Origin of the sequence: Pseudomonas tolaasii NCPPB 2192, assembly GCF_002813445.1 — a bacterium.
GTDB lineage: Bacteria > Pseudomonadota > Gammaproteobacteria > Pseudomonadales > Pseudomonadaceae > Aquipseudomonas > Aquipseudomonas tolaasii.
On record NZ_PHHD01000001.1, the window covers coordinates 6,000,520 to 6,016,810 of the forward strand.

The window sequence follows — 16,291 nt, forward strand, 5'->3', positions numbered from 1 at the left end:
GTACCGACCATGCGTAAAACCCTGGAATTCTTTTTCGACCTCGGCAGCCCCGCCACTTATCTGGCCTACACCCAACTGCCCGCACTCTGCGCGGAAACCGGCACACAGCTCGTCTATCAACCGATGCTGTTGGGCGGTGTGTTCAAAGCCACCGGTAATGCATCGCCAATCACCATACCGGCCAAAGGTCGCTATATGTTTGATGACTTGGCGCGCTATGCCCAACGCTACAACGTGGTACTGAAATTCACCCCGCATTTCCCCATCAACACCCTGGTACTGATGCGCGCCATTACCGGTATCCAGATACACCAGCCCGAACGCTTCCAGGACTTTATCGATTGCCTGTTTCGCGCCCTGTGGGTTGAAGGCCGTCACTTGGGCGACCCTGCCGTCGTGGCCGCAGTATTGACCGAAAACGGCTTCGACCCGGAAGCCGTTCTCGCGTTGGCCAACGATGAAGCGGTAAAAAACGCCCTCAAGGACAAAACCGAACAAGCCGTTAAGCGCGGTGTGTTTGGTGCGCCGAGCATGTTTGTGGGAAACCGGCTGTTCTTTGGTCAGGACCGTCTGGAGTTTGTGCGAGAAGCGCTCAGTTAGGTTTCGATCGCCAAGCGCCCCTGAGCGCCGTTTGCGAGTAAATCGTAAGCGGCGTTGGCGCTGTGCATATCGAACTGACGGGGATCCATGATCGGCTTGAGCTTGCCTGCCTCAATCAACCCGGCAGCTTGAGCAAGTATTTCACCATGATGCTCGCGCCCCTTGCCTGTCAGCAGCGGCAACAGCGTAAAAACGCCGGAATACGTCGCCCCGCGAAATGAAAGCGGCGCCAGGCTGTGCTGCCCCCAACCCAGGCAGCTCACTACGTGGCCGGTATAAGTCCGGGCCGCCCGAAAGGACGCGTCCAGTGTTTCACCGCCAACGGTGTCGTACACAATGTCGAAGCCTTCGCCCTCAGTGTGCAGCGCCACATAGTCTTCAACCGTTTGTTGCTGATAGTCGATAAAGGTCGCCCCCAAGCCTTCGATAGTGGCCCGATGCCTGGCCGAGCCGGTCGCATACACGTCTGCGCCGAAGGCAAGCGCCAGCTGCACCGCGACATGCCCTACCCCACCTGCGCCGCCCTGGATCAAAACCTTGTGCCCTATTCCCACACGGGCCCGATCCACCAACCCTTCCCACGCGGTGATCAACACCAGCGGCAACACCGCCGCTTCGCCCATGCTCAAGCTGGCTGGTTTTTTTGCCAGCAGCCGAACGTCGACGACCGCAAACTCGGCCAACGAGCCCTGCACGCCGCCGATGCCGGTGCCAAGGGCGTACACCTCATCGCCCACCTGCCATTCGCCCGCCAATGGGCCAACCGCCTCAACAGTCCCCGCCAAATCCATTCCGAGGACTGCCGGTAACGGTTGCCTGGCGTGCGCGGCCTGGCCAGCGCGAATTTTCCCATCCAGCGGGTTGAGGCCGCTGGCTCGGATTCTTACCAGCACTTCGCCTGGCCCCGCCAGCGGCCGAACAATGCTCGTCAGCCGAAACGGCCCATTTACGGTGTCCACGATCAGCGCATTCATAGAGGTCATGTCAGCATTCCCGGTTCATTGAAGTTGCAATCAATGATCTACGCCCACACTCATGCCGATAAGACGCTAAAAAGCTATAGTGCCTATGCGCATATGGCATGAATTGGATAACTCATGGACAAACTCAGTGCAATGGCGATTTTCGTTCGAGTGATCGAACGCGGCAGCTTTTCCGCCGTCGCCCGGGAAATGCAGACCACCCAGCCCACCATCAGCAAAGTGCTGCAAGGTCTGGAAGCCGCGCTGGGGGGCAAACTGATCGCCCGCAGTACCCGCCACCTTTCCCTGACGGACGAAGGTCAGCGGTACTACAACCATTGCAGGGAAATCCTCGCGGCAGTGGATGCAGCGGAACACAGTTTCCAGACCGGCAAGGAAACCGTCGCCGGGCCGTTGCGCATCGGTTCATCCGTAAGCTTCGGGCGACTGCATATCGCTCCACGCCTGAGTGGTTTTTTGCAGCAATTTCCCGACGTCCAGGTTGACCTGCAACTCAATGATCACTTGCAGGATATGGTCAGCGAAGGCCTGGACGTGACCCTGCGCATCGGCGAACTGCGCGACAGTGGCCTGATCGCCCGGCAGATCGGCATCACTCATCGCGTCACCCTGGCCAGCCCGGCTTACCTCAGCCGGCAGTCCGCGCCGCAAACACCGCAAGATCTCTCGCAACACAATTGCCTGCTCTTCAACCTGCTGAGCAGCCAGAACCAATGGGTTTACGACAAGGACGGCAAACGCCACACGGTCCGCATCAGCGGCAACGCCCAGAGCAATAACTCCGAGGCGGTGCGCGAAATGGTGTTGACGGGGCTCGGCATTGCGCTGTCGCCCCTGTGGTTGTTCGCTGACGACTTGAAAGCCGGCCGCGTGGTGGCGTTATTGCAGGATTACACGCCACTGTCGCTGCCGATTCACGCAGTGTCGGCGCCCAACCGTCGTCAGTCGGCCCGGGTCAGGGCATTCGTCGACTATATGGCCGAGGCCTTGGCCCAGGCCCCCGAGTTGCAACCGATCAGATAGCCGCCGTGCGCACCTGCAGCCACTCCAGCGCGGCGCCACTGAGCAATGGGCTCAAGCGTTCACGGACCTCTGCGTGATAGCCGTTGAACCACTCGCGCTCGTCCGCCGTCAGCAACGACGGCTCCAGGCAACGGGTGTCGATCGGGCACAGCGTCAGGGTTTCGAATTTGAGGAACTCACCAAACTCGGTCTTCCCGGCTTCACGGTTCAGCACCAGGTTCTCGATCCGCACGCCCCAGCGCCCCGGGCGATAAGTCCCCGGCTCAATCGACGTAATCATCCCAGGCTGCATGGCCGTTTGCGGCGCAGTGGCGGCCTGATAGGTGATCACTTGCGGGCCTTCGTGCACATTCAGGAAATAACCTACGCCGTGACCGGTACCGTGGCCGTAGTCCACGCCCTCGGCCCAGATCGGCGCGCGAGCAATCGAATCCAGCAGCGGCGACAGAATGCCTTTAGGGAAATGGGCACGGGAGAGCGCAATCACCCCTTTGAGTACGCGAGTGCAATCACGCTTCTGCTCCTCACTCGGCGTGCCGATTGGCACCATCCGCGTGATATCCGTGGTGCCGCCGAGGTACTGGCCACCCGAGTCAATCAGCAGCAAGCCGTCGCCTTCGATCAGCGCATGCTCTTCTTCGGTGGCGTGATAGTGGGGCATCGCACCGTTGGCGTTAAACGCCGCGATGGTATTGAAACTCAGCGACACATAATCCGGCCGACGGGTACGAGCCGCGGTCAGGTGTTCGTCGATGGTCAGCTCGGTTATGCGCTCACGGCCCAGGGCACTGTCCAGCCAGGCGAAAAATTCGCACAGGGCCGCGCCGTCCTGCTCCATGGCGTGGCGAATGTGCTCGGCGTCCGCCAGGCTTTTGCGCGATTTGGCCAGGGTAGTCGGGTTCAGCCCTTCAACCAGCTTGACGCCGGCATCGAGGTTTTCCAGCAGGCCGGCGGTAACGCGAGCCGGGTCGACTTGCAGGCTGGCGCCCGCAGGCACATCACGCAGTGCATCGGCGACTTCGCTGTAGTCGCGCAGGGTCACGCCATCCTGCTCCAGCACCGCACGCAACTCTGCATCGACTTTGCTCAGCGCTACAAACAACGTGGCGTGCTGTTGATTGATCAAGGCAAAGGACACAAACACCGGGTTGAACGACACATCGCCGCCGCGCAGGTTGAACAACCACGCGATGTCATCCAGGGTGGCGATGAAATGCCAGTCGGCGCCCTTTTCTTTGAGGCTGGCGCGCAGTGCGGCAAGTTTGTCGCCACGGCTGACAGTCGCCTGTGGCGGCAGATGCTGATAGATCGGCTGGTCCGGCAAGGCGGGGCGGTCCTGCCAGACTTCGTCGAGCAAGTCGATGTCGGTACGCAACCGCGCGCCACGTTCGGCCAGCTTGCCACCCAGGGTGCGCGCCGAGGCCACGGCCATCACCGCGCCGTCCACCGCCACCACGCCACCTTCCGGGGTTTGTTCGGCCAGCCACTCCAGCGGGCCGGGTTGGCCGGGCTGCAACTTGACCAGCTCGATGCCGCTGCCCTTGAGTTCCTTGGTGGCTTGTTCCCAGTAGCGGCTGTCGGCCCAAACACCTGCGAAATCGGCGGTAACAATCAGTGTGCCCACCGAGCCATGAAACCCCGACAGCCATTGTCGCCCCTGCCAGTAACCCGGCAGGTACTCGGACAAATGCGGGTCGGCCGACGGCACCAGAAGCGCGTGAATGCCCTCACGGCTCATCAGTTCGCGGGTGTGCGCCAGGCGCTGGGGAACCGTTCCATGGATCAAAGGCTGCGTACTCATTGTGTCTCCTGCTGACCACTCATCATTATTATGTGTTGCGATTCAAATCAAACCGCCCAGAACGCCGGGGCGCTGGCCAATGCGGCCTTGATCAGTTGCACGGCCTCGTCGATATCCTGCTCGGTGGTATACCGGCCCAGGCTCAAGCGAATGGTGCGCCCGGCACTGCGCGCATCATGGCCCAGGGCCAGAAGCACGTGGGACGGCGCATTGCTGGCCGAGTTGCAGGCCGACGTGGCCGAAAACGCGATACCTGCGCTCAGCGCGGCGGAATTGAATTCGCCCTCGCCGAACGTGAGGCTCAGGGTATGGGGAATGCGCTGGGTCTGGCTGCCGTTCAAACGCACGCCGGCGACAGGCTGCAATTGATCCAGCAGACGCTGGCGCAGAGCCACAATCCTGGCTTTCTCTTCATTAAAAGATGCCGCCGCCAGCGCAAACGCGGTGCCCATGCCGGCAATCTGGTGAGTCGCCAGGGTGCCCGAGCGCAAACCGCCCTCATGGCCGCCGCCGTGAATCTGCGCCAACACTTTTTGTTGCGCCCGCGGGCCGACGTACAACGCGCCGATGCCTTTGGGCCCATACAGCTTGTGCGCGGAAAACGACATCAAGTCCACTGGCCATTGAGCCAGGTCAATCGCCACCTTGCCCGCGCCCTGCGCAGCGTCCACATGCAGCAAGGCGCCGTGTTCACGCACGCGCGCGCCGATGGCGGGGATGTCGTTCAGGGTACCAAGCTCGTTATTGACCAGCATCAACGACACCAGAAAAGTGTCTTCACGCAGCGCCTCGCTGACCGCCTCGGCCGTGATCAGCCCTTCGGCATCCGGCACCAGATAGGTCACCGCCACGCCGGCTTCCTGCAACTGTCGCGCGGTGTCCAGGGTGGCCTTGTGTTCAATCTGGCTGGTGATGATATGCCCGCCCGCGACGCCGCGCGCCTGGGCGACGCCCTTGAGCGCGAGGTTATTGGATTCGGTGGCGCCGGAGGTCCAGACAATCTGCGCGGGGCTTGCGCCAACCAGTTCGGCCACTTGGCCGCGCGCCTGTTCGACCGTTTGCCGGGCCGCCTGGCCGAACGCATGGGAACTGGACGCCGGGTTACCGAAATTGGCATTGAAGCCCAGACACTCGACCATCACCTGAATCACACGCTCATCCACCGGTGTGGTGGCGGCGTAGTCGAAATACAACGGACGTTTATTCATGACGTTAAAGACTCGCAGAGCGTATTCCCGAGACCAGCGTCTCAGGGGCATCGATCGGGACAGAGGTCGTCAGGTTTAACCAATCGAATGCCATTAAAGAAGGACCACTTTATTTAAATGTGCGTAGGAACGCTCCTGAAATTGAGCTTAACAGGCTGACGTGGCGCCATGGCAAACAAAAAGCCCGAGATTCCTTGTGGAAATCTCGGGCTTTTTGCTGTCTGGCACAGGCTCAACTGGGACGACCGTGCAGTGTGACACTGCGCTCGGCGTTCATTTCGCCCTGGCGATCAAAGCCGAAAGGCCTTTGTGGCTGGCCGGTCAGCGCTGCACGTTGTTGCTGATACTCATCGAACGACAACCCGCGACGGCTCAGCGCCTCAAGCGCCAGTTGTTTGGTTTCTTGCGCAGTGTAGGGGCGTAACTCTGGAGAGGAATGTGTCGCACACCCGGCGAGGACGGAGCTGACGACTAATAACGAAACAGCGAGAAAACGATTCATGGCGGCGGCCCTGCAATGAAGGTTTGAAGTCAATGAACACAGGCTACTCCCGCCCTCGCACGACGAAAAATCATCGTCCGTGATAGTCGCTATCAACCGTTCCGGCACCTTCGATAGCAGTGTTTCATATTCCTTTAGAGCCTATAAATATGGAAATACGTTCGTTTACGGAATAAACGTAACCTTCTATAAATGGCCTGTAGCGCGCCGCAACTGTTCGCCACGCAACTGTTGCCAGGGCAACAGCCATTCAACAAAACACCAGGCACACAACAGCTTCATTGTTCAGCAGAACACCCGCAGCCCTTGCCATTCAAGGCTTTCAGCCGTTGGTACAGCTCTTGCTCCTGTCGGGTGACCTCATTTGCCATGACCCACTGTTGATAAAGGAACTGTTCATGACCCGTCCCCTGAATGTCGTTGCCCTCTCCGGCGGTACCTGGCGCCCGTCCCGTACCCTGGTGTTGACCCAGGCCGTGCTGGCCGAGTTGGCCACCTTACTGCCAATCCAGACCACCCTGATCGAACTGGGCGACATCGCCCGGCCGTTGGGCGGTGCGCTGTCCCGCGATGAATTGCCCGCCGACGTCGAAGCCCAACTGTTGGCCATCGAACATGCCGATTTATTGGTGGTGGCCGCCCCGGTGTATCGCGGCTCCTATCCGGGCCTGCTCAAACATTTGTTCGATCTGATTGGCCTCAATGCGCTGATCAACACCCCGGTTTTGCTCGCCGCCACCGGTGGCAGCGAACGCCACGCGCTGGTTCTGGATCACCAGTTGCGCCCGCTGTTCAGCTTCTTCCAGGCCCTGACGCTGCCGATCGGCGTGTACGCCACCGAGGCCGACTTCACCGACTACCAAATCACCAGCGACTTGTTAAAAGCCCGCATTCAACTGGCGGCAGAACGCGCAGCGCCCTTGTTTACCGCGCACGCCCCTTCGCTGTTGAAAATCGCATAAGGATTTGTCATGGATGTTTTCTGGTTTCTGCCTACCCACGGCGACGGTCATTACCTGGGCACCACTCAGGGCGCTCGGCCGGTCACCCTCAATTATCTGAAGCAAGTGGCGCAGGCGGCTGACAGTCTCGGCTACCACGGCGTGTTGATTCCTACCGGACGCTCGTGCGAAGACTCCTGGGTGATCGCCTCGGCGCTGGTACCGCTGACCGAGCGCCTGCGCTATCTGGTCGCGATCCGCCCCGGCATCATCTCGCCCACCGTCTCCGCGCGCATGGCGGCCACATTGGATCGCCTGTCCAACGGCCGCTTGCTGATCAATGTGGTAACGGGGGGTGACCCCGACGAAAACCGTGGCGACGGCAGCTTCCTCGATCACAGCGAGCGCTACGAAGTGTCTGACGAATTCCTGCGGATCTGGCGCCGCGTATTGCAAGGCGAGTCCGTAGATTTTGAAGGCAAGCACCTGCGCGTACAGAATGCCAAGGCACTTTACCCACCGGTGCAAAAACCTTATCCGCCGCTGTACTTCGGCGGATCTTCCGACGCCGCCCACGACCTCGCCGCCGAACAGGTCGACGTGTACCTGACCTGGGGAGAGCCACCCGCGGCTGTCGCGGAAAAGCTCGCGGATGTACGTGAGCGCGCAGCACGCCATGGCCGCACGGTGAAATTCGGCATCCGCCTGCATGTGATCGTGCGCGAAACCGAAGAAGAGGCCTGGAAAGCCGCCGATAAACTGATCGAACACATCAGCGATGAAACCATCGCCGCGGCACAGAAATCCTTCTCGCGCTTTGACTCCGAAGGTCAACGCCGCATGGCCGCCCTGCATGACGGGCGCCGCGACAACCTGCAAATCGCGCCCAACCTGTGGGCCGGCGTCGGACTGGTACGCGGCGGCGCCGGCACTGCGCTGGTGGGCAACCCGCAGCAAGTGGCCGAACGCATCAAGGAATACGCGGACCTGGGCATTGAAAGCTTCATTTTTTCCGGTTACCCGCACCTGGAAGAAGCCTACCGGTTTGCCGAGCTGGTGTTCCCGTTGCTGCCGGAACCCTACGCCAGCCTTGCCGGGCGCGGCGTCACCAACCTCACGGGGCCGTTTGGCGAAATGATTGCCAACGATGTGCTGCCCAAAACAAAGGCCTGAGTGCAGTTAAACCCTTCAACAGGGAACCTGCTCTTCTGTGGGAGCCGGGCTTGCCCGCGATGCAGACGACTCGGTTTTTCACCAGGTGCCAGGTGAAGCCATCGCAGGCAAGCCAGCTCCCACGCTTGATTTTCAGCGCCTGCCAGATAGCGCCCGGCATTTGACTTAATTGAGGAACACCGCGTGACAGCCAAACCCCACAGCGTCCTGCCCTCCCCCTTGCAGACCGCCAAACTGCTGGCCGCCGAATTCGCCCACACCGCCGTCGAGCGCGATGAGCGTGGCGGCACGCCCAAAGCCGAACGTGATGCCTTGCGCCACAGCGGCCTGCTGGCCTTGAGCATTCCCACCCAATACGGCGGCCTCGGCACGCGCTGGAGTGAAACCCTGGGCATCGTGCGCGAGTTCGCCAAGGTCGACAGCTCCATCGCCCACGTCTTCGGTTTCCACCACCTGATGCTCGCCACCGTGCGCCTGTTTTCGCGCCCGGACCAATGGCAACCCTGGTTCGAACAAACCGCGCGCAAGAATTGGTTCTGGGGCAACGCCCTCAACCCGCTGGACACGCGCACCGTGGTCAAGGATTTCGGCGGCTGGCGCGAGTTCTCAGGCAAGAAAAGCTTCTGCTCCGGCGCCAGCGACTCGGAAATGCTGATCGCCTCGGCGGTGGATGAAAGCGCCGGCGGCAAGCTGCTGATCGCCGCCATCCCCAGCGGGCGCAGTGGCATTACGTTACACAATGACTGGAACAACATCGGCCAGCGCCAGACCGACAGCGGCAGTGCCAGCTTTGAGCGTGTGCGTGTCGAAGAATCCGAACTGCTGCTCGATCCAGGCCCGTTGAGTACACCCTTCGCCTGCCTGCGTCCACTGATCGCCCAACTGACCTTCACGCATATGTTTCTCGGGATTGCCGAAGGCGCCTTTGAAGAAGCGCGCAGTTACACCGCCACCGAAACCCGCGCCTGGCACAAATCCTCGGCCGAAGACGTGCGCCAGGACCCTTACGTGCTGCATCACTACGGCGAGTTCTGGGTGGCCCTCGAGGGCGTGCGTCTGTTGGTGGAGCGCGCCGCAGAGCTGCTCGACCAGGCCTGGGCCAAGGGCCCGAACCTCAGTGAACACGAACGCGGCCAACTGGCCATCGCCATCGCGACCGCCAAGGTCGCCGCCACCCGCCAGGGCCTGGACCTGTGCAGCCGATTGTTTGAAGTGACCGGCGCGCGCTCCACCCACGCCTCGCTGCGTCTGGACCGCCACTGGCGCAACCTGCGCACCCAAACCCTGCACGATCCGGTGGACTACAAGCTCCACGAACTGGGGGACTGGGCCTTGAACCAGTCCCTGCCCATTCCTACGTTTTACTCCTGAGAGGTGCCCATGCAGCTTTTGACCCTACCGCCCTCGCCCGCCCTGGCCACGTCGATTCGCGCCACGGCCCAGGTCTTCGAAGACCCCAAATCCCAGGCGCTGCTCGCCCACATCCAGCAAGTGGCGCCCAGTGAAGCCAGCGTGCTGATCATCGGCGAAACCGGTACCGGTAAAGAGCTGGTGGCGCGGCATATCCACAACCTCAGCGCACGGCGCAACCGGCCATTTGTGGCGGTGAACTGCGGCGCTTTCTCTGAATCGCTGGTGGAAGCGGAATTGTTTGGTCATGAGAAAGGCGCCTTCACCGGCGCCCTGAGCGCCAAAGCCGGCTGGTTCGAGGAGGCCGACGGCGGCACCTTGTTTCTGGATGAGATCGGCGATTTACCGATGGCCATCCAGGTCAAGTTGCTGCGCGTTTTACAGGAGCGCGAAGTGGTGCGCCTGGGCTCGCGCAAGAGCATTCCGATTGATGTGCGGGTGCTGGCGGCCACTAACGTGCAGCTGGAAAAAGCCATCAACGCCGGGCATTTCCGTGAAGACCTTTATTACCGCCTCGACGTGGTCAGCCTGGAACTCAGCCCGCTGCGCGAGCGCCCGGGCGATATTTTGCCGCTGACCCGGCATTTTATCGAAGCCTACAGCCAGCGCCTGGGCTACGGCCCGATCAGCATCAGCCGCGAGGCGGAACACAAACTCAAGAGCTACAGCTGGCCGGGCAACATCCGCGAGCTGGAAAACGTGATTCACCACACGCTGTTGATCTGCCGCAACGGCGTGATCGAGCGGGATGATTTGCGCCTGTCGAACATGCGCATCGAGCGCCAGGACGACAACCAGCACGCCGCCGATAACAGTGCCGAAGCCCTGCTCGCCCGCGCGTTCCAGAAGCTGTTCGAAGAACAGGCCGGCGCGCTGCATGAAAAGGTCGAAGACGCGTTATTGCGTGCCGCCTACCGCTTCAGCCATTACAACCAGGTGCACACCGCCAACCTGCTGGGCCTGAGCCGCAACGTCACCCGCACCCGCCTGATCAAGATCGGCGAGCTGGCGGTGAACAAACGCCGCCCCGGCGAAAACCTGCAGGGCGAGCGCATGCTGCATTTATCCATTTAGGCGGCAGTGCAACGCGTTGTCATGGCTGCGCTCGAAACTGCGCAGCACCTGGAACGAACCGAAAGTCACGGCCGTGGCCTGGTGGGCGCGAATCAGCGTCCAGAAGTCCTCTTCGCCCTTCTCAAAGCGCTGGAATGCCGCCTCGCCATCTTCGCGTGACTGCCATTGCAGGTAATTGAGCACGCGCCGTCCGTCATCGCTGACCTGCACGCTGGCACTCAGAAAACCGCCATGGCCCTGAGCCAGGCGTTCGCTTTGGGTGGTGAGGGCCGCCACCAGGGCGACTTGCTGCCGGGGCTCGATCTGAAATTCGATCAATTGAGTGAAGCTGCGACTCTTCTCTGATACCTGCATGAACACTCCCCTTTCTTTGTAGGCAGAATCTTGCGATTCGATGCCACGCAGGGTAAAACCTCTAGTTAAGTCAAGGTCAAGCGTTGTTACGGAGTTTTTCATGCTCAACAAAGAACTCACCGTCGGCCAGTTGGCCGCGCGCAGCGGTGTCGCCGTGACGGCGTTGCATTTCTATGAATCCAAGGGCTTGATCAAGAGCAACCGCAATGCCGGCAACCAGCGGCGTTACCCACGAGACGTATTGCGGCGGGTGGTGGTGATCAAAATCGCCCAGCGTCTGGGCATCCCGCTGGCGACGATTGGCCAGGCCTTGCAGACACTGCCGAACGGCCGCACACCGACGGCTGAGGATTGGGAACGCTTGTCGGCGCTGTGGCGCGAAGATCTGGATGAGCGCATCAACAAGCTGATGCTGCTGCGCGATAAGCTCAGCGGCTGTATCGGGTGCGGGTGTTTGTCGCTGGAGGCGTGCCCGTTGCGAAATCAGGATGATCAATTGGGCCAGCACGGCTCGGGGGCGCAGTTGTTAGAGCCTACCCCCCAATCCTGAAGTGACAACCCAATCAATGTGGGAGCTGGCTTGCCTGCGATGGCGGTGTGTCAGTTACAGATGGACAAGCTGACCCACTGCCATCGCAGGCAAGCCAGCTCCCACAGTCGATCTTCGTTGGGTTTAGAAGCCCGGGGCGATCTGGCCTTTGTAGCGCGTCAAAATGAACTGGCGCACTTCATCGGAGTTCAACGCCTTGGCCAGTTTCTGGATGCGCGGGTCGTTGATGTTGTCCGGCCGCGCCACCAGGTACTCGACGTACAGCGACTTGCCCTTCTCCACGATCAACGCACTGTTGGTATCGATCCCCGCTTCCAGCGCGTAGTTGGCGAACACAAACGCCAAATCCACCTGGCTCACCGAGCGGGCGAGCAAGGCGCCTTCCAGCTCACGGATTTTCAAGTGCTTGGGGTTCTCCACGATTTCACGCGGGGTACTGAGGGTGTTGCTCGGGTCCTTGAGCTTGATCAGCCCGGCCTCATCCAACAGTACCAACGCGCGGCCGGTGTTGACCGGGTCGTTGGGGATCGACACCGTGGCGCCGTCCTTCAACTCCGACAGGTTCTTGATGCGCGTCGAATACGCCCCGAACGGCTCGATGTGCACGCCCACCACCGGCACCAGGTCGGTGTGGCGGGTCTTGTTGTAGTCATCGAGGAACGGGCGATATTGGTAATAGTTGGCATCGATATTTTTCAGCGCCAACTGCTGGTTGGGCTGAATGAAGTCCGTGAAGACTTTGATCTGCAGGTCGACGCCTTCCTTGGCCAATACCGGCTTCACGAATTCGAGAATTTCCGCATGGGGCACGGGTGTGGCGCCGACCACCAACTTTTCGTTGGCGAAGGCGTTGAACGACAGCACGGCAGCCAAAATGGCCAGGGACTTTTTCATGAATGCTCCGAAGGCAGCTTTATAGGAATTAACGGCGGCTGTAACGCGCCACCAAACGGTCACCGGTCATTTGCAGGGCCTGCACCAGCACCAGCAAAAGCAGCACGGTGACCACCATCACGTCGGTCTGAAAGCGTTGGTAGCCATAACGAATCGCCAGGTCGCCCAGGCCACCGCCGCCGATTACCCCGGCCATGGCGGTGTAGTCCACCAGCACGATCGCGGTCACGGTCACTGCCGCCAGCAAGCCACCGCGGGCCTCCGGCAACAGGGTGTGGCGGATCACTTGCCAGGTGCTGGCGCCCATGGACTGGGTGGCCTCCACCACACCGCGGTCGACTTCACGCAACGCGGTTTCCACCAGCCGCGCAAAGAACGGCGTGCAGCCCACTACCAACGGCGGAATGGTGCCGGGCACACCCAGCGAGGTGCCCACCAGCAAGGTGGTCAACGGGATCAACACAATTAGCAAAATGATGAACGGCAGCGAGCGCAGCACGTTGACCACCACCGACAACAGCCGGTACACCACCAGTGCTTCATGCAACTGGCGCTTGCCGGTGAGAAACAGCAGCACCCCCAGCGGCAGCCCCAACAGCACGGTAAACCCCAGGGCTGCGGCGAGCATGCTCAGGGTTTCCAGGCACGCCTGGCCGATGTCGGCCCAGTAGATGTTCTTGAACAATTCGGCCATGGATCACGACCAGTCGTGACGGGGCGGCCGGGTGCCATTGAGCAGCCAGTTGCCCACCACGTGATATTTCCAGCGCACCGGGTCATGCAGGGTGTGTACCCGTGCGTTGCGCCAATGGCGGTCGAAGTTGTGCTTCTTCAAAGTCGAACGCGTGCCGCCCAGTTCGAAGAGTTTGTTGCTGGCTTCGATGGCGATTTCAGTGGTCAGCACCTTGGCGCGGGCCACGGCCAGAGAGGCGTGGGCGACGTTGTCTTCATCCGGCGCAGGCCGCGCCGCATCGAGCGCCAACCCGGCACGCTCCAGCAGCGCCTCGGCAGCTTCCAGGCGAATGTCCAGGGCGCCGACCTGAATGATGGTCAGCGGATCTTCGCTGGCTTTTTCCACGCCGGCGTCGATCCACGGGCGCGCAAATTGCTGCACGAACTGCACCGTGTCACGCAGCGCGGCACGGGCGATCCCGGCGTCGATGGCGGCAGTGGTCAGTTGTGCGAAAGGCCCGGCCAGGGTCGGCGAATCATAGGATTTATGTGTAGGAAACAGGTTGAACGCCGGTACCCGGAGGTTCTGTGCCAGCACCGTGCCGCTCGACGTGGTGCGCTGTCCCATGCTGTCCCAGTCATCCACCACCACCAGCCCTTGAGTGCCCCGCTGCACGAACGCCAACTGCGCATTTTGTTGCTCATCCAGCGCCAGCACCGCGAGCCAATGAGCGTACAACGAACCGGTGCAATAACCCTTGCGGCCGTTGATCACGTAACTATCACCTTCGCGGCGGATCGTCGCCTGAATGTCCTGCACATTTTTGCCGCCGGTTTCCGACAGCGCATTGGCAAACCGGTGGCCCTGCAACGCCAGCGCAAAGAAATGCGCCTGTTGTTCAGGCGTACCTTGCAGGCGGATATCTTCCAGCAGGCAGTAATGGTTCTGCGGGATTTGCCCCAGTGACGGATCTGCGGCCGAAATAATCGCAATTACCTGGGCCAGCACCGCGTAGGACACCTGCGCCCCGCCGAACTCGCGCGGCACGCTGATGCCCCACAGGCCACTGTTGGAATACAGGTCCACCACCTCGGCGGGGACCTGGCGGGTGCGATCACGCTCGGCGTCCTGTTCCAGCAAAACGGCGGCGATACGATGGGCGACGGCAATCGCCTCGGCTTCATCGCGGATCACATCGGCATGGGGCGTGTGGATGGGGTAATCGGCAGATACAAAAGGCACAGACATACAACGCTCTCGGGGGAATGGGTTGCCTGGGGTATTGCAGCTTCTGTGCCGGGGCTGAAACCGGCGGTTTGGCGCGGTAAAACGGATCCGAACCCGTGTGTGGCGCAGCAATCTGCCGGTTCACTGTTGCCTGGCGAACACCTCGTCGGCTCGCCGCAGCCCGCGCGGCACGTGGCCTATAGTGAAAAGGCCGTGCCTCCATCACCACCACCTGGGAGAACGATATGAGCGTTAAACCGATTCCAGAGGGCTATCACAGCGTCACGCCTTACATGGGCATCAACAACGCTGCCGAAGCCATCGAGTTTTACAAAAAAGCCTTCGGCGCCACCCAAGTCATGCGCCTGGACATGCCCGACGGCAAGGTCGGCCACGCGGAGCTGCGCATTGGCGACTCGGCGATCATGCTGGGCACGCCCTGCGATGAAATGGCCCTGCGCAACCCGGCCGAACACACCAGCGTCGGCTTGCACCTGTACGTGAATGATGTGGACGCGCAATTCAAACAGGCGCTGGCAGCGGGTGCCAGCGTGGTGTCCGAGCCGAAAGACCAGTTTTATGGCGACCGCTCGGCAAGCGTGAAGGACCCGTTCGGGCACCTGTGGTTTCTGGCCACGCGCAAGGAGGACTTGACCGAAGAACAGATCCGCCAGCGAGCCATGGAGATGTTCCAGCAAGGCTGAGAACCCGACTGCCCCCTGTGGGAGCTGGCTTGCCTGCGATGGCATCGACTCAAAATGCCTGATGCACCGCAGTGGCTGCACCGCAGGCAAGCCAGCTCCCGCAGGAGTGTTCATTGTTTGCCGAGACCACGCTCCTACACACTTCATGAACAACCCCTCCACGCTTTCCCCCTTGCCCCGAACGCCGCGTGATTCCACGATGCAAGCACTAATAAAGAGGAGTCATCCCATGTTCGCCGGTTTCCAAAAAGACAGGTGCCACGTCAACGGCGTGGACATCAGCTACCGCAAAGGCGGTACAGGTCCCGGTCTGCTCCTGCTGCACGGGCACCCGCAAACCCACGTCATCTGGCACAAAGTCGCCGAACAACTCGCCGAGCATTTCACCGTGGTCGCTGCCGACCTGCGTGGTTATGGCGACAGCAGCAAGCCACCGGCGGATGACAATCACGCCAGCTATTCAAAACGCGAAATGGCCCGCGACGGCGTCGAGCTGATGCAAGCCCTGGGTTTCGACACCTTCTCGGTGCTGGCCCACGACCGGGGCGCCCGCGTTGCCCACCGCCTGGCGCTGGACCACCCGCATGCCGTACAACGCATGGTGCTGCTGGACATCGCGCCGACACTGGCGATGTACGCCCAGACCGACGAAGCCTTTGCCCGCGCCTACTGGCACTGGTTCTTCCTGATCCGCCCGGCGCCGTTGCCCGAAGCCCTGATCGAAAGCAACCCCGAGCTGTACCTGCGCAGCGTGATGGGCAGCCGCAGCGCCGGGCTCAAACCCTTCACCGACGAAGCGTTCGCCGAATACCTGCGCTGCCTGAGCTTGCCCGGCAGCGCCACCGGCATCTGCGAGGACTACCGTGCTGCCGCCGGTATCGACCTCGAACATGACAGGGCGGACATCGACGCCGGCAACCACCTCAACCTGCCGTTGCTGGTGATGTGGGGCGCCGAAGGCACTGTCGGCCGCTGTTTCGAGCCGCTCAAGGAGTGGCAGAAAGTCGCCACCGACGTGCGTGGCAAGGCCCTGCCGGCCGGCCATTACATCGCTGAAGAAATCCCCGAGTTGTTGCTCGGCGAAGTCCTGACCTTCCTTCGCTGAATGCCGTAACCCCGTGACCTGATGGACCCGCCTCGCAGGCTGCCAATCGCCTGCGACGGGTTCGCTTTG

Annotated in this window: 17 protein-coding genes; 9 read left to right on the top strand and 8 right to left on the bottom strand. The window is 61.3% G+C overall.

Translation table 11 applies throughout. The features are described 5' to 3' along the window. Positions 1–9 precede the first annotated feature (9 nt). Positions 10–600 (top strand): 2-hydroxychromene-2-carboxylate isomerase, encoded by a 591-nt coding sequence (locus tag ATI14_RS27220; protein ID WP_016969008.1) that lies wholly within the window; start codon positions 10–12, stop codon positions 598–600. On the opposite strand, the gene ATI14_RS27225 is transcribed toward ATI14_RS27220, so the two are convergent. Then, positions 597–1,574 carry a zinc-dependent alcohol dehydrogenase family protein gene (locus ATI14_RS27225; RefSeq protein ID WP_016969007.1) on the bottom strand — a complete coding sequence of 326 codons (978 nt, stop codon included), beginning with the start codon at positions 1,572–1,574 and terminating at the stop codon, positions 597–599. The two genes, ATI14_RS27220 and ATI14_RS27225, sit on opposite strands and share 4 nt — an antisense overlap. A gap of 123 nt (positions 1,575–1,697) precedes the next feature. On the opposite strand from ATI14_RS27225, the gene ATI14_RS27230 reads away from it, so the two are divergent. Next, on the top strand, positions 1,698–2,606 hold the full coding sequence (locus ATI14_RS27230; RefSeq protein ID WP_016969006.1) for a LysR family transcriptional regulator: 909 nt from the start codon (positions 1,698–1,700) through the stop codon (positions 2,604–2,606). Here ATI14_RS27230 and ATI14_RS27235 read toward each other — a convergent pair. The 3 genes from ATI14_RS27235 to ATI14_RS27245 all read right to left on the bottom strand — a co-directional run bounded on the left by ATI14_RS27235 (position 2,599) and on the right by ATI14_RS27245 (position 6,117). Beyond that, a complete protein-coding gene (locus ATI14_RS27235; protein ID WP_016969005.1) occupies positions 2,599–4,407 on the bottom strand; it encodes an aminopeptidase P family protein in 1,809 nt (602 codons plus the stop codon). The genes ATI14_RS27230 and ATI14_RS27235 overlap by 8 nt on opposite strands. A 47-nt stretch (positions 4,408–4,454) precedes the next feature. Beyond that, positions 4,455–5,615 carry a cysteine desulfurase family protein gene (locus ATI14_RS27240; RefSeq protein WP_016969004.1) on the bottom strand — a complete coding sequence of 387 codons (1,161 nt, stop codon included), beginning with the start codon at positions 5,613–5,615 and terminating at the stop codon, positions 4,455–4,457. 232 nt (positions 5,616–5,847) lie between these two features. Then, positions 5,848–6,117, bottom strand: coding sequence for a DUF547 domain-containing protein (locus tag ATI14_RS27245; RefSeq protein WP_031319398.1), 270 nt, complete (start codon positions 6,115–6,117; stop codon positions 5,848–5,850). A 398-nt stretch (positions 6,118–6,515) separates the two neighbouring features. Between ATI14_RS27245 and msuE the strand changes: the two genes are divergently transcribed. The 4 genes from msuE (at position 6,516) to ATI14_RS27265 (ending at position 10,715) form a co-directional block, all read left to right on the top strand. After that, a complete protein-coding gene (gene msuE / locus ATI14_RS27250) occupies positions 6,516–7,079 on the top strand; it encodes an FMN reductase (protein ID WP_016969002.1) in 564 nt (187 codons plus the stop codon). 9 nt (positions 7,080–7,088) lie between these two features. Then, a complete protein-coding gene (gene ssuD, locus ATI14_RS27255; RefSeq protein ID WP_016969001.1) occupies positions 7,089–8,231 on the top strand; it encodes an FMNH2-dependent alkanesulfonate monooxygenase in 1,143 nt (380 codons plus the stop codon). A gap of 183 nt (positions 8,232–8,414) precedes the next feature. Then, positions 8,415–9,602: an acyl-CoA dehydrogenase family protein gene (locus ATI14_RS27260; protein WP_016969000.1), complete on the top strand. Its 1,188-nt coding sequence runs from the start codon at positions 8,415–8,417 to the stop codon at positions 9,600–9,602. A gap of 9 nt (positions 9,603–9,611) precedes the next feature. Beyond that, on the top strand, positions 9,612–10,715 hold the full coding sequence (locus ATI14_RS27265) for a sigma-54 interaction domain-containing protein (RefSeq protein WP_016968998.1): 1,104 nt from the start codon (positions 9,612–9,614) through the stop codon (positions 10,713–10,715). On the opposite strand, the gene ATI14_RS27270 is transcribed toward ATI14_RS27265, so the two are convergent. After that, positions 10,704–11,069, bottom strand: a complete 366-nt coding sequence (locus ATI14_RS27270) for an antibiotic biosynthesis monooxygenase (RefSeq protein WP_031319397.1) — start codon at positions 11,067–11,069, stop codon at positions 10,704–10,706. The genes ATI14_RS27265 and ATI14_RS27270 overlap by 12 nt on opposite strands. 100 nt (positions 11,070–11,169) lie before the next feature. Here ATI14_RS27270 and soxR point away from each other — a divergent pair, with 100 nt between their 5' ends. Then, positions 11,170–11,619: a redox-sensitive transcriptional activator SoxR gene (gene soxR / locus ATI14_RS27275; RefSeq protein ID WP_016968996.1), complete on the top strand. Its 450-nt coding sequence runs from the start codon at positions 11,170–11,172 to the stop codon at positions 11,617–11,619. 123 nt (positions 11,620–11,742) lie between these two features. Here the strand turns inward: soxR and ATI14_RS27280 are convergent, their stop codons facing one another. Genes ATI14_RS27280 through ATI14_RS27290 form a run of 3 tightly spaced genes read right to left on the bottom strand, consistent with a single transcriptional unit; the run spans position 11,743 to position 14,434 of the window. Further along, positions 11,743–12,513, bottom strand: a complete 771-nt coding sequence (locus tag ATI14_RS27280) for a MetQ/NlpA family ABC transporter substrate-binding protein (protein ID WP_016968995.1) — start codon at positions 12,511–12,513, stop codon at positions 11,743–11,745. A gap of 28 nt (positions 12,514–12,541) precedes the next feature. After that, positions 12,542–13,207, bottom strand: coding sequence for a methionine ABC transporter permease (locus ATI14_RS27285; RefSeq protein ID WP_016968994.1), 666 nt, complete (start codon positions 13,205–13,207; stop codon positions 12,542–12,544). 3 nt (positions 13,208–13,210) lie between these two features. Then, entirely contained in the window at positions 13,211–14,434 is a 1,224-nt protein-coding gene (locus ATI14_RS27290; RefSeq protein WP_016968993.1) for an SfnB family sulfur acquisition oxidoreductase, read from the bottom strand. A gap of 224 nt (positions 14,435–14,658) precedes the next feature. On the opposite strand from ATI14_RS27290, the gene ATI14_RS27295 reads away from it, so the two are divergent. Both ATI14_RS27295 and ATI14_RS27300 read left to right on the top strand, forming a co-directional pair. After that, positions 14,659–15,117, top strand: a complete 459-nt coding sequence (locus tag ATI14_RS27295) for a VOC family protein (protein ID WP_016968992.1) — start codon at positions 14,659–14,661, stop codon at positions 15,115–15,117. Between the two features lie 229 nt (positions 15,118–15,346). Beyond that, positions 15,347–16,222: an alpha/beta fold hydrolase gene (locus ATI14_RS27300; RefSeq protein ID WP_016968991.1), complete on the top strand. Its 876-nt coding sequence runs from the start codon at positions 15,347–15,349 to the stop codon at positions 16,220–16,222. The last annotated feature ends 69 nt before the right edge of the window (positions 16,223–16,291 follow it).